This is a genomic window from Paenibacillus sp. PSB04, from assembly GCF_025809195.1.
GTDB lineage: Bacteria > Bacillota > Bacilli > Paenibacillales > Paenibacillaceae > Paenibacillus_AQ > Paenibacillus_AQ favisporus.
In genome coordinates, this window is sequence record NZ_CP081301.1 from 6,694,200 (window position 1) to 6,707,082 (window position 12,883).

General features: G+C 51.4%; 9 protein-coding genes and 1 pseudogene. 2 read left to right on the forward strand and 8 right to left on the reverse strand.

Annotation, left to right across the window (positions count from 1 at the left end; genetic code table 11):
- Positions 1-57 precede the first annotated feature (57 nt).
- Entirely contained in the window at positions 58-201 is a 144-nt protein-coding gene (locus K2F33_RS30740) for an AraC family transcriptional regulator (RefSeq protein WP_212983022.1), read from the forward strand.
- A 174-nt stretch (positions 202-375) separates the two neighbouring features.
- Here K2F33_RS30740 and K2F33_RS30745 read toward each other — a convergent pair whose 3' ends face one another.
- The 8 genes and pseudogenes from K2F33_RS30745 to K2F33_RS30780 all read right to left on the reverse strand — a co-directional run.
- The gene (locus K2F33_RS30745; protein WP_263880432.1) at positions 376-2,775 is read right to left on the reverse strand and encodes a glycoside hydrolase family 78 protein; all 2,400 of its coding nucleotides are present in this window, start codon (positions 2,773-2,775) and stop codon (positions 376-378) included.
- 56 nt (positions 2,776-2,831) lie between these two features.
- Entirely contained in the window at positions 2,832-4,538 is a 1,707-nt protein-coding gene (locus K2F33_RS30750) for a hypothetical protein (RefSeq protein WP_263880433.1), read from the reverse strand.
- 284 nt (positions 4,539-4,822) lie between these two features.
- A complete protein-coding gene (locus tag K2F33_RS30755; RefSeq protein WP_263880434.1) occupies positions 4,823-8,299 on the reverse strand; it encodes a DUF5722 domain-containing protein in 3,477 nt (1,158 codons plus the stop codon).
- A 291-nt stretch (positions 8,300-8,590) separates the two neighbouring features.
- Positions 8,591-8,905, reverse strand: coding sequence for a thioredoxin family protein (locus K2F33_RS30760; RefSeq protein WP_089546286.1), 315 nt, complete (start codon positions 8,903-8,905; stop codon positions 8,591-8,593).
- 99 nt (positions 8,906-9,004) lie between these two features.
- Positions 9,005-9,766, reverse strand: a complete 762-nt coding sequence (locus tag K2F33_RS30765) for an SDR family oxidoreductase (protein WP_089546285.1) — start codon at positions 9,764-9,766, stop codon at positions 9,005-9,007.
- Positions 9,767-9,833: 67 nt separating this feature from the next.
- A complete protein-coding gene (locus tag K2F33_RS30770; RefSeq protein WP_076168988.1) occupies positions 9,834-10,250 on the reverse strand; it encodes a hypothetical protein in 417 nt (138 codons plus the stop codon).
- A 231-nt stretch (positions 10,251-10,481) separates the two neighbouring features.
- Positions 10,482-11,549: a glycoside hydrolase family 88/105 protein gene (locus K2F33_RS30775; RefSeq protein ID WP_263880435.1), complete on the reverse strand. Its 1,068-nt coding sequence runs from the start codon at positions 11,547-11,549 to the stop codon at positions 10,482-10,484.
- Positions 11,550-11,704: 155 nt separating this feature from the next.
- Positions 11,705-11,848, reverse strand: a pseudogene (locus K2F33_RS30780) (beta-galactosidase); the annotation flags it as partial.
- A 123-nt stretch (positions 11,849-11,971) separates the two neighbouring features.
- On the opposite strand from K2F33_RS30780, the gene K2F33_RS30785 reads away from it, so the two are divergent.
- Positions 11,972-12,826: an AraC family transcriptional regulator gene (locus K2F33_RS30785; protein WP_263880436.1), complete on the forward strand. Its 855-nt coding sequence runs from the start codon at positions 11,972-11,974 to the stop codon at positions 12,824-12,826.
- Positions 12,827-12,883 lie beyond the last annotated feature (57 nt).

The following is a 12,883-nucleotide window of genomic DNA, read 5'->3' on the forward strand; positions in this document are numbered from 1 at the left end:
TTAAGCAAAGTGTTAGCGGAGAGTAATGCGGCTCCTCCCCCTTTGGTGTCTCAGAGTATGCCGATTATTTATCATCATAAAGGAAATCTATCCGTTACGGATTTAGCCGAGCAGGCCCACTGCAGTGAACGGCATCTCAGAAGGGCCTTCAAACAGGAATTGGGTTTAAGCCCTAAGGAGATGCTGGGAATCATCCGATAACGGACCCGGACGGCAATTTGGTTAGTCGCGTCGCTTGATTCCTGATGGAGTGGAAAGGACTGGCCGAATAGTGCTTATTTGAGCTTGATGGAATTAGTAAAGGGCTGAAAAATTTCAGCCCTTTTCATCATGCTGCAGCTGCGCAGCTTTTCAAGTTGAATGGTGTTGTCTTCGTTACCCGCTGCAATCGACCAATGGTGTCCGCTTTGGTGCTGCCTCATGAACCGGAACCGTTCCTCGAACGTGGACACGATCCTGATCCGTAGACACGGATATGTCGCACAATCCTGGCGCCTTCCATGTCATTTGTGCGGGCAGGCGAGCCTCAAAGCGGTACATTCCGTCCACATCCCTTTTCCACTGGGCACTGATTTTTCCGTAACGGGTGACCACCGAACCTTCCGCCCACTCCACTTCCGCCTCTGCGCTGGGACGGAGCGTAACTTGCCCATGACCCGCCTTAGAAATATCAATCCCAAGCAGTTCCCTGTTCAATAAATACGTCGGTGATGCTCCCCAGCCATGGCATAGACTTACAGGGACAGCGTCCTCCAAATAGGTTGGCGTATGCCCAAGGTAGGGGCTTGGCGTAGTCGAAAAGGGGAGATTCGGATCAAAGGTTTCCCACCAGGTTGTCGCGCCCCGATCCAGCATATCGCCCCAATAATTTCGGATGATGCGTACGGCATCCGCTGCATAACCGTAACGGAAAAGAGTCTCAAGCACGATATGATAAAAGAACGCTCCACGAATTTGCGGAAGCCGTCCCTTCAAGTAATACTCCTGCAAGAACACGGATATTTCCTCCTCATCCATGATTCCCGACCAGGCGGCCGCAAAATTGGTCTGTGCCGTGATACTGGAGGAAAGACCATCTCCGTTCAAACAGTCTGCATAAATCGCCGTATTCGGTATCCGGAGCAGGTTCCGGACGGACTTGCGAAGCTCCGCCGCTTGATGCGTAAAGGAGTTCCCGCTCTCCTCTTCCCCCAGCTCAAACGCCAGCGCGGCGGCCGTATGCAAAAATTTATAATAAAAGCAAGAGACGGCGGTTACGCGATCCTCCCGGTGGATTTCGTCCGACCAGTCAATAAAGCACCACATGCCGTCCCGATCTGCGTTGGCAAACAATCCGGCGTCATCTTCTTGCTCCGTAAACCACGCGGCAAGCTTCACGATATGCGGCCATAATTCCTCTAAAAAAGCCCGATCCTTCGTATAATCGTAATATTCGGCTGCACCAAACAGCCAATGCGCGCAAAAATCGGGCAGCAAATAGGCGTTCCGCTGCGGTCCGGTGCCGGGTATGGAACCGTCGTCGTTTTGTATTTTTGCCGCCTGAAGCAATGACTTCCGGACGAGCCGGGGATCGTTGAACGTTTGATAGACCACTTTGGCCATGACAACCGAGTCAGCCACCCACAGCGCACCTTCACGATAAGGGCAATCCTCAAAATGGTTCTGGCTGTTGACCATGGTTGTGTACCGGCCGACTTCCCAAATCCGGTTCAGCTTATCATCGCTGCTGCGGAAATGTCCCCCGTCCTTGTACGGATAATGAACAAAACGGACTCGAAGGTCACAAATACGCAACGGAACAGGCGTCGCCATGACCCCAACCTTAAGGTAGCGAAATGCACGCCTTCCGAACGGAGTGATCTTGTTTACGCCTTTGCGGAGGAGGTACGTATCCCTCAAATCCAATTCCAGCGACTCCCCATAAAACAGCTGTAGCACCCCGCCTTCACCGGCGATAACTTCAAGCTCCGGATAGCCGACGATCTCAGCACCGAAGTCATAGGTAATCTGGGGAAAAGAGCCGGGAATCGAAGCGTCCATGACCACCGGTCCCCTTCCTTCCGCCGTGTCAGCAGCTAATTGCGCTTCCGGGTTTTGGATGGACCCAAGTAACGATTCAGCCGATACCACCGTTACCGGGGATACCAAGTTCTCCTGCAGGTACGGGATGTCCCGCGCGACCAGGCGGGGCCAAGGGGAATTCTCCTGCTCAGCTGCTGCGATCACTTCCGCGGTCGGCCAGGAGGAATCGTCATAATCTTCGCATTCCCAGCCGTCTTCCCGGGACACATCCATCAATTCACGGTATCCACCCCACATATGGAGGCGGCTTACTCCTGTTTTCCACCGGGGGGACCGCCTGCATTTCCATTCGGAGCTGCTGGCAACCGTCAGCAGGCTTGCCCCTTGGTCGTCAGCGCCGTAAACGTCGAGCTGGCATATCAATCCGCCGGGCCCCTGCAGCTGCTCGGTAACGATTTTGTCTTTACCAAAATTGTGTGCGGCCACCGCAATGCAGTTCCGGCCGTTCCGGAGCAGTGCGGCAACGTCGTGCGTATCGAAAGACATCCATAACAAATCGGATGGCGCGGGGCCTCTGCCCGCTTCGATGCCGTTAATGTACAGCTTGTAGGATTGGTTGGCGGAAATCCGTACGAGCGCTTTTGTAAAGGGTACCGTCAGTTCAAAGGATTGGCGCGCTTCCACATATACGTTATTCTCATTCCCCGTTCCCTCTGCCCAAATCCATTCCGCTTTCCAGCTATCTCTATTCATCGCTTTACCTCCAGCTTATGCTGATCTCGAGTATCCAGAAAATGACTGCTTATGAATTATGATTCGTCGACCGCTCTGTACACAAAGTTCAATCGTCCTTCCGGCGCCGTGTCGCCGTGCAAATAAAAGTCTGCGATGTCCCCTTCGTTCTGCATATGGTCCACCCACTTGAACTCGATCCATATTCCTTTCGCCCGGTCTTTCGGAGCTTCATCGCCCCTTAGCAGTGCGAGCGGGATTTCAACATACATTTCATTCCCCGAAACGAAATAACGGATCTCTGCCGACGCTTTCCAGTTCCAACCCCCAGTGCTGTGTTCCAACAGCGCCTTGGAACGGTCTATGACTGTCCTGTTCACAATGTAATGGTACCCCTCCCATCCCGGGCTATGTTGTCTCCGGTTACGGATGAGCAGCATCATCCAGTGACGGTCCGTATAGGGGGTGATGGGATCTTTCGTTTTTGCGTAAAAATATAGACAGTGATCCGTATGAGCGGCTTTCAGGGTAACCAAATCATTTCTGCCCGTGTCTTGAAAATAATGAAAACTCCCATATCCGGCATGATCCCGGCGCATCGTATCCCCTTCAAAGTCCCTGTACAGCTCCGGTACAGACGGCCAAGCCGTAAAGTCCGGCTCTGCAGCCAGGAAGGTTCCGCTGTCCACCGGTTCGGTCATGCCCTTGTAGCGGCGGATATAACCGACCAGCTGCATATAATAATGATCTTGATACCCGCCCTTCATCGGCTCGATATCCCGGCTGAATGCAAGCGTAGCTTGATCAACGAACAAAACCGGCCGATCCGTTGTTCCCTGCAGGCGCATGGCGATCCACTCGTTCCAGCCGGTAACGAAAATGATCTGCGGGTCCTCTGCAATAGCAAACTCCCATTGTTCGGCGATATTCATGCCCCGATGAATGGATTCGGGCAGATCAGCCTCCGGTTTCTCCATCCCTTCGTGATAACCTCTCCCCCAATTGTTCCCGTACCCGTAAAAGGGCGTATCGCTCATAGCTACACTCGGATGCTGCGCGACGGAAACGCTGATCACTTCCTTCTCCCCTTCATCATTAAAAAACACCCGCTGCGGCCGCTGAAACTCGATCCATGGAAATCCGTTTACCTTTGCTTCCTCATTTGGCCATTGATTCCGGCGAAAGGTGAAAAAAGCCCGCCGTTCCTCCGTGCATTCCGCCGGATCTCCAATGATCAAAGGTTTGCCTTTCCAATGAAACCATAGGTGCTTATAGCGCCCCGGTTTGTATATATCTTCGTACAATTCCGCAATCGTTGTTCCTGAATCCGTGTTCGTGTAAAAGGCAAACTGCGGTACGGCAAAGCCTTGTCCCCATACCTCGTCCAGCACGCGAAACAATACGTCGTATACCTTCTTGTATGTAACGGCATTGGTCGTGTCAAACACGATAAAATCCACGCCCGCACTCGTCAGAAGCTGCACGTGTCTGCGAAGTACCCAGGCATCGTCATTCAGATAATAGCCATACAAAGGTTCGCCCCAGAAGTGAAATGCATTTTCCGCCCCCCAGGCCGGGTGGGCTGGATCCCTGACCGCTTCGGGATATCGGGCGAGAATTTCGCTGTTATCAAAAGGACCTGACGTTCCGTGCTGCCCCAGCCACAGAAAGTAAAATAAACCTACGTACCTGCCTTCGCGCGTCGGCCCCGTTTCTGCCCGCGTTGGAAGCTCCCTTCCCAACCCGTCAATGCCTCCCCATTGATCGGCGTGCATTCGACTCACGTGATTCCGCATCCTTTCTGCTCCTCCCAACAGATCCGTGTCACACATAGGCGGCTCAACCTCCATTAACGAATATCGCAAGCACTTATTTCTAAAATTAAGTATTCTTATTAGTTTTATAATATACTTTGTTTGAGTCTTTTACAACTAAATATACATTGTTTGATTTGATCGCCAATAGGACAACTAAAAAAGACTGCGGCACTCCCTACCGAGCACCACAGTCATTTCTATATAAGTTGAGAAGCTTGAATGGATGATAGTCGCAAGTACGTAAAATGTCCCTACGATCGCTCCCACTCCAAAGGAAAAGTGAATTTACGGGAATCATAGTCCAACGTCAATGTCAGATCTTGTTCATTCAACGGAGCATATCGGGTGATCTCCAAGGTGATGTTCTTGCTCATCCCTGTTCCAACGTCGCCAAGATCAATACTTCCCGGGGATGCCTGAACTCCTTGGGGGAACTCCACCCTCAGCTTCTTGTTCAGCTTCCGGGATCCGAGATTGGTGACCGTGACGCTAAGCTTCGCCCCAGCCTCAAGCTTGGGTGTCAGCTGCTGTACCGAAATCTTCAGGTTGGACGAATGAGGATCATATTTCACTTTTTCGGCAAAACGGGCTTCATCCACACGGAGTTCTCCTGTCAAAGGAGCTCCTCCCTCGGAGCGCACCCAGATTTTCACCCGGTCAACGGACTTTGCTCCCTTCCATTCCCCAAGCGGAAGCGAGACCAGCTGCCATCCCTTCGCTGCATCCAGCATGGCAGTTCCTTCGATCCGGTCAAATCCGCTGTACACAATAATTTTCGCCTCATATGCCTTTTCCGGATTCACATCGGCTAGCCGAAGCGCGGCTGTGAAGTATGGCGTTTTTCTCGCATCGACCGGCTCCGTGAACTGTTTCTGCACGCCGGCCCAATTTTTCGCGTACGGGCTGTTGAATCTGGCTGCCAGATAGCCCGTTCCGTTGAAGGCATCGCCGGAAGCTTTGCTCACTTCCTGCACCTCATCCGATGCGGCATAGCCGTCGGTGCCGGATTCAAAGCCGCTTCCTTCCCTTGGCTTCTGCACGTCACGAATGTAATCAAGGCCGCCGATCGAAGGAATCGTCCGGTCCTGAAGCTGGCCGGGATCAAAATTCGGAATCACTTCCCGCCAATCCGAAATCCCGATGATCGGCTTGGCAAACTCGGTTACTTCCAGCGAGCGGGACGTATCGATATATTTAAAGACATCATAAATATATTTCGGTTGATCCGGCGTCACGACGCTGTCCGGGGTATGGGTCCACAAGCCGAGATTAAGCCCGCCCTCCTGTCCATGGTCAACATGCCGGTGAAGGATGAAAGCGTCAATGCCATCCAAAAACTTCACTTTATAATAAGCATAGGCATAAGCGGCCGCCTGAAGCTTCTGATGCTCTTCCGAATTGGACAAGCTGTGGAAGCCTTGCTCCGACAGGATGATTCGCCGCATCTGCCCGTTATGGAGAAGCTCCGGCTGCTTCATATAATCCACAAGAACGCCCAGGTTTTTAAACGTAATGCGCTGGGTGTCAAACGAATCCGTTGCCGTGGCATCATTCCAGAAGCGCGGGTTGAACAAATCTTCCGGGTAAGGATGCGCAGCAATGTTCCAGGCGAAATCGCCTTCTTTACGCGATAATTCCGCCATTTTATCGACAATGACCTTGTTATCGTATTTCCAAAGAGAAGCATCGTCCAGCTTTTCATTCCAGAAATGGTCCAAAGATACATACGTTCTGGCGTTGGCGTACTCGCTTTTGACGATGGTGTCGATCAGCCGGAAGGTCTGGACATACTCCCGGACGTAGGCATCCACCTTTTTGGGCCCCATATTGTTCCAAACTTTGTTCTGGCCGACTTCATTGCCGACGATATAATTCACGGCTCTCCCGTATTGTTCGCTTGGCATCGAATAACGCTGCGCCATGAACCTGGTAGCCGCCTTCACGTATTTTACGCCCATTTCATTACTCGTATTGAGCGCATATACGGTCCCTCCGGGCTCGGAGTCCGGATGGATCAGGAACTCATTAGGTGAATCGGGATCCTTGATATCATACATGATCAAGATCAGGGAGACGATAATGCCGTTGTCGGACAAGCTTTTGATGGCGTTATCCATGCGTTCGATCCGGTCTTTGCGGAAATAGAAGGTTTCTCCCTCGAGGTCGTAAGCTATCGTGTTCTCCGGATAGTTATCGGATTTGTACATCAGTTCGTTGTAGCTTACATTCAGAGCGGCATGGCTGATTCCAAGCTCCTGGGCATCACCTGTCATTTGTACCTGAAGCCCCTTGATGCTTTGCGCCTCCGGATAGGGCTCGGTGTTGCGCGCAGTGGCTTCCGGATTGATGATATACTGTGGAGCGTCCATTGGAGTGTATGTGCCGTCTTCCGCACGATATACCACGGCGAACTTGGAGTAGAGACGGCTCCGCTGCCCGTCATTCACAGCCGTTTCGAACCGGAACGACTCGCTCAGACCGGTCTTGGCAAGAGGCGTCTTGGCTGAGAGCACATCCTTCGCATCCTCGTAGGTTGCCAATTCAAACAGCTCCAGCTGGCCTTCGGGATGAGAAGCCACAAAATCGGGCCCAACCGTTCCTTCAACGATGATCCTGCCGTCCTGATCGATTCTCGCTTCCGCTTTGCCTGCATAAGGCTGCTCCATTTCCGGCAGCTGCCTGAAGCGAATCTGGTCCACCTTGATCGTACCGGCCGCTGCTTCCGGAATGATGCGGAATGCGGTGACGACGCCCTGCCATCCGGGATGATCCGAGAAGTTAAAATCCTGCGAGAAGGTGCCGCTGGCCGGAACGGTGAACGATTTCACCTGATCGTCAGACCACTCTCCCCCTTCGGTCCGCCACTGGATTTTCAGTTCCTGAGCGCCCGTGTCGTTCGTCATGTCGATCGTCATGCCGTTCCTCTGAGTCGTATCGATCTTGATTTCCGGTGATTCGATGTACCCGCCTTCGGCCTCCATGCGGTATACCAATGCCCCGTCTTGTGCCTGGACCGAGCCGTTCATGGCGGTGAAGGCTTCAGTTTCCCCTTCCTGATTAAACCCGAGATCAATCACGTTCGTCGCACAGATGTAATCGATCTGAAAGCGCCCATCCCAGGAATCGTATCCCGGCTGCCCCGGCTGCACATTTTCCAAATCAAAATTTTGCATAAAGGATATTTCCATCTTGGTGACGGCATGTTTGCCTCCCCAATCCCCCAGACGGATAAAGACCCGTTTCCATTGGTCCGGGCGGATATGGGCGATGCTCTCAAACTCGTCGTCTCCACTGAACAATTTCACCTTCAGCACATAGTCTGCAGAGGCCTGCCAACCCCAGCTGTCTGCCGCAAAAGCCAGGAAACGGTAGGCAGACAAGTCCTTCGGCTGCTCGTATTCCGTATAGATCGTGCGCCATTCATACACTTTGACCGGGTTCGGGACCTGTTCCAGAGCACCGCTTCCTTCATACGGCGAGTTCGGGCCGTTTAGCATACTTGTCACATACTTGACCTCTTTGGTGTTGGTTCCCGCTTTCCAGGACGCTACATCTTCAGGTGTGTTGAAATCGTGGAGGACGAGGGCAGGAATCAAATCCTGGCCTGTGAGGACATGATCGGACTGCGGAAGATCCGGTATATACGGACCTGCGTGCACCTTGAATACCGGAACAAGCTGAATGAGCATGACCACGGACAAAATACCTGATAACAGTCGCAGACGCACTTTGTGAACCTCCTTTATCATTATATTCGGTATGTATTTTATATTTTAAGTATTCTTAATACAATCATTATTTTTCAATGTATACTTAAATAATTCTCCAGGCCTATTCGTTTCGATCCTTTTGACAGGATTCGCTTTATTCAAGCAATTCTCTGCGTTTTTTGCGAAAGTTTGCGATGTGAAATCAGTCATTAGAAAAATAAAAAAAGCTCACCACTGAAAAATCACAGTGATAAGCAATCCGTAAACCATTCTTCAATCCGGCTTAACATGTCGTCTTCCGTATCATGATCACAACGTATTAAGAAATTCTCTGGCTTGCTGCGGAGTCTTTAAATTGGCACTATGAAGATGAGCCACTTTTTGTCCGTTCCTGAAAACCAGCAGGCTTGGAATACCTCGTACGTCCTGCCCTTCGGCTACATCCACAAGTTCCTCCACGTTAACATCATAGAAATTAAAAGTCGGATATTCACTTATGATCTGTCCGAAGTGCTGGTCCAAGCGTTTGCAGTCCGGGCACCAATCCGCATAAAACTTGACAACCGCTGTTTGATCTCCCTGAATCTCACGTTCAAATTCCGAAGCAGAACTTAATTTTTTCATTTCCCTTCATCTCCCGTTATATATTTCAATGATTTTCTATCCCCGTTCCCTGCTACCAGCTAACTATATGGGAATGAACATTCTAAATATTCCGCAAACTTACCAAGGCAGCGAATCGTTCAAGTGAAAGAAGCCCCCAGTCGGCCCGTCTTCTTGGAGCGAAGCCAACAATACACTCGTCTCGCTGCCGCCTGCTTCATCCAGATCTGCATGTTCCCCGCCAAGCTGCGTACGGACCCACCCCGGATGTACAGAGTTCACTTTGATCGAAGTATCCTTGAGCTCATGTGCCAGATGAATGGTAAAAGCGTTCAGCGCCGCTTTCGAGGCATTATAACCAAAGGTTTTGATAGAATAAATCGGCGAGCCTGGATCTGCCTGCAGGGTTAATGAGCCTAAGATGCTGGACACGTTGACGATCCGGCCTGCTTCCGATTTGCGGATCAATGGAAGCAAAGTTTGGGTTAACTCAACTTGAGCAAAAAAGTTCACATCGAACGTATCGCGCAGCTCTTTTAATGGTATAGCACTCGTCTGGTTTTGCGTCGCGGCAGAAATGCTGGACTGCTCGAGGAGGACGCCGGCATTGTTCACCAAAATATCCAGCTTACCATACGTTTCTTCAAGGTACTGATAGACAGCGGCATGATCTTGTTGATCGGTCACGTCAATTTGAATGCTTACAGCCTTTAGCCCTTCTTGATGTAATTGATACGCTGCTTCATTTCCTTTACGGATATCACGCGAGCCGAGAATGACCGTTGCCCCCAATCGGGCCAAGCCGCGGGCGGTTTCCAGTCCGATTCCTCGTGTTGCACCTGTGATCAATGCGATTTTTCCTTCTAAATTTGGTTTTGTCATACTTGTCGTCTCCTTTTATTTGAGAATGAACATTCTAAAATGATGAAAATAATGTTGTAAATCCCTGTTAGCTGATCGCGCTCAGCAACGGTGACGGATTTGTCAACCAGCGTACCGCCTCATCCCACTCGGTGAAGCTTTCCTGGCGATAAGGCAGCGTTCCGAGCCCCTCGACCGTTCTGTTCAGACTCAGCTTAGCAACGACGCTGTGTGGCTGCAGCAGAGCCAGGTATTGAAGTCCGCTTTCAAACGCCCGCCGGATGAAAAACTCCCCAATCCATACTTTGTCTTCAGCCTTAATCGCCGAGCCATTGCGGGTATCCATCAGGACTTTGCTGCCGTTCATTTGTTTCAACAGTTCGGCTCCCTTCATCAGGATCGTTTGAAACTCCTGTCCGTATGCAAATCCTTTCCATTCGATGACCACGCTCTGCAACTCATCATTCCAAGTGACCACGCCGTTTTTAGATTGAAAATGTGTCAAGTCGTCCAACTCCTTTATTCTATTTCCTGTTTGTGGTTTTATCCTAACACATTGAGAACGATTGGTAAAGAATTATTTTTACTGATCGTTCTCAAATTTTATTTTCTATACCTTTTTTAGTCGAGCTCGATCAAAAAAAAGCAACGAATCATGTTTGATTCGTTGCTCTCTTGAGTGGTAATCACGTTGCTCTCCATCACGTTCTGTTACATGAACCTCATTCTATTCATCTCACAAAGCATCCACCGACTTGTGATCCACTCTCGCTTCATTTTTCTTGAGCTCCTCAATCACCGATGTCAGAAACGCGAGCGCCAGTCCTTGCCCCCAGCCCTGGGCCCATTTCCTGTCGATGCCGAGGTATCCGGAGATGTCATTCATGACAGCGGTGCCGCCCGATACGTTCAGCACGCGGCCGTTGCCGGCAATGTTCGCCAGCAGGCCGTCGAGCGCCTTCTGCACATATTTTGCGTGCAAAGGATTGCCTTGGGTTACCATGGCCGCTCCGATGCCCGCCGTGGCCGATACCTCGCCGTAAGCTTCCGGGTAGTCCAGAACCGTTCCCCACAGGCCGTCTTCCTTCTGGAGCTTCTTAATCGCGGCTAGCTGATCGCGCAATGAGCTCCAAATATGCATCATTGGGGGATACAGATACCCTTCCGGCAGAATACGTGCCGCGCGGGCCATCGTATAGGCAGCCCAAGCGTTCGCACGCGCCCAGTAAATGCCTGACATATGATCCTGTTTAATATGGTTGTAGCCGTGATACCACAGGGCGTCGTTGTCGTCCTGCAAGTAGTTGATATGCCAGAAAAATTGATGCAGGGCGTCGTTAATGAGGTGTTTTTTATCGAACAGAATGCCTGCACGCAGCATGAAGTATGCCGCCATGAACAGCGTATCCGCCCAACATTGCTCCGGAAAATCGTTCCCCGACGATACCGTATGCTGAAGCACCCGATCGCCGAAACGCAGCGCATCATTCTCCAGGTAATCGAGTTTGCTGTGAATAATCTCCGCGTACTTCTCATCTTTTGTCTGCTCGTATAGCGTGAGCAGCATGTGACCCATGGCGCACGTATTCACCGTCCAGTCCGGCAGGCCGGCTTCGATATATTCATCCACCCATTCCTTCATCCGTTCAAGGTAGGCCTGCTCACCCGTTACTTCAAATGCTCTGCTGACGCCATAGTAAGCGACGCCTCCCGGCCAATCCCACGTCAGGTCCATGTCGAACGTGTAAGACGCCACTCGTCCGGCGATTTGCTCCAAGTCGCTTCGGTTTGCGTTTATTTTCATCTCGGTTCATCCCCTATTCTCGTAATAGAGCCACGCGGTAACCAGGAACCCTTGAGGTGTAACTCTGCCAACCTGATGAGCTAGCTTCCATGAGACGTTATGCTACCGATCGAGCTTGACAATCCATACATCATGTCCCATCAGTTCCGCCCTTCCGCCCAGGCAAACACATTGAGCGTCACGACGTCTATACCAGCCAACTTGAACATACGTAAATCTTCGTCCCAGACCGGCTTCTCCCATTGATCCGGGTTGTAATCTCCGCCATACCAAATTTTCGCCTTTTTCGTATTGATCAACTTGTCACACCTCAATGTATATGATAAAACTGCAATGGATAACCCTATCTTAATGGCTTATGATATCTGTAAAAAATATAAAATTCGGGATTTTATATATAAGAATATGGAGGTTTTTATAAGATGCGCCGAGTCGTTCCCGCCTTCCCTTCGGAACTGCTGCCCCTGCAGCTGGAGACCATTGGGATCAAACCCGACCAGGAGACCATAGCAAGGCCCTCGGGCTATCCCTATTTCCATTGGCTTCAGACATTACATGGAGAGGGAGAACTATCAATTAACGGGTACACGTGGAAAATGACGGAACGATCGGGCGTTCTTCTCGCCCCGGGGACGCCTCATCGATATGAGCCCAAAGGCGGCGGCTGGCAGACCGGTTATATCACTTTTCATGGAAGTATCGCCGCCAGTTTCGTCCGTTCCCTCGGCTGGAGTGCCGCCGAATGGTTTCAATGGGAAGCCGGCCATGATCCGATAACCGACCAGCTAAAAAGCATGCTGGCGTTCGCCGAGTCGGGCGGCGATCCGTCGGGATGGCGGTATTCCGCGGATTTATACCGATTTCTTACGCTGCTTCGTACGGACGCCCGCACGGACAAGCGGCCGTCCATCTCGAAGCGGCTGGACCGGGTTCAAGGCCTGCTGAACTGGCTGGAACACGAATTCGCCAACCCGGAAATCGGCTTGGCGGAGATGGCTGCGCAGCTCGGCATCGGTGAACGGCAGCTGAATGAAAGATTTCGCGATCTGTTCGGGATGACGGCTTATGCCTATCTCATTCAGCTAAGGCTCCGCAAGGCGAAGGAATGGCTGCCTTACCGGCCCGATTGGACCGTGCGCCGCATCGGAGAAGCGGTGGGGTTTCGCGACGCGAGTCACTTCGTGGCTACGTTTCGGCAGAAGGAAGGGATGACGCCGGAGACCTACCGAAAGCTGTACGGCCCGGGGTCTGATCCGGAACGTCGACTGGACAACTAGCCGTAGGCGGATCAAAGGTAGATACAAACCAAAAGAGCTCAGCGTTCAGCTGAGCTC

Coding starts and splice junctions, on each gene's coding strand:
- K2F33_RS30785 (WP_263880436.1), top strand. CDS start 11,972: ATGCGCCGAGTCGTTCCCGCCTTCCCTTCGGAACTGCTGCCCCTGCAG.
- K2F33_RS30765 (WP_089546285.1), bottom strand. CDS start 9,766: ATGACAAAACCAAATTTAGAAGGAAAAATCGCATTGATCACAGGTGCA.
- K2F33_RS30760 (WP_089546286.1), bottom strand. CDS start 8,905: ATGAAAAAATTAAGTTCTGCTTCGGAATTTGAACGTGAGATTCAGGGA.
- K2F33_RS30775 (WP_263880435.1), bottom strand. CDS start 11,549: ATGAAAATAAACGCAAACCGAAGCGACTTGGAGCAAATCGCCGGACGA.
- K2F33_RS30740 (WP_212983022.1), top strand. CDS start 58: ATGCCGATTATTTATCATCATAAAGGAAATCTATCCGTTACGGATTTA.
- K2F33_RS30745 (WP_263880432.1), bottom strand. CDS start 2,775: ATGAATAGAGATAGCTGGAAAGCGGAATGGATTTGGGCAGAGGGAACG.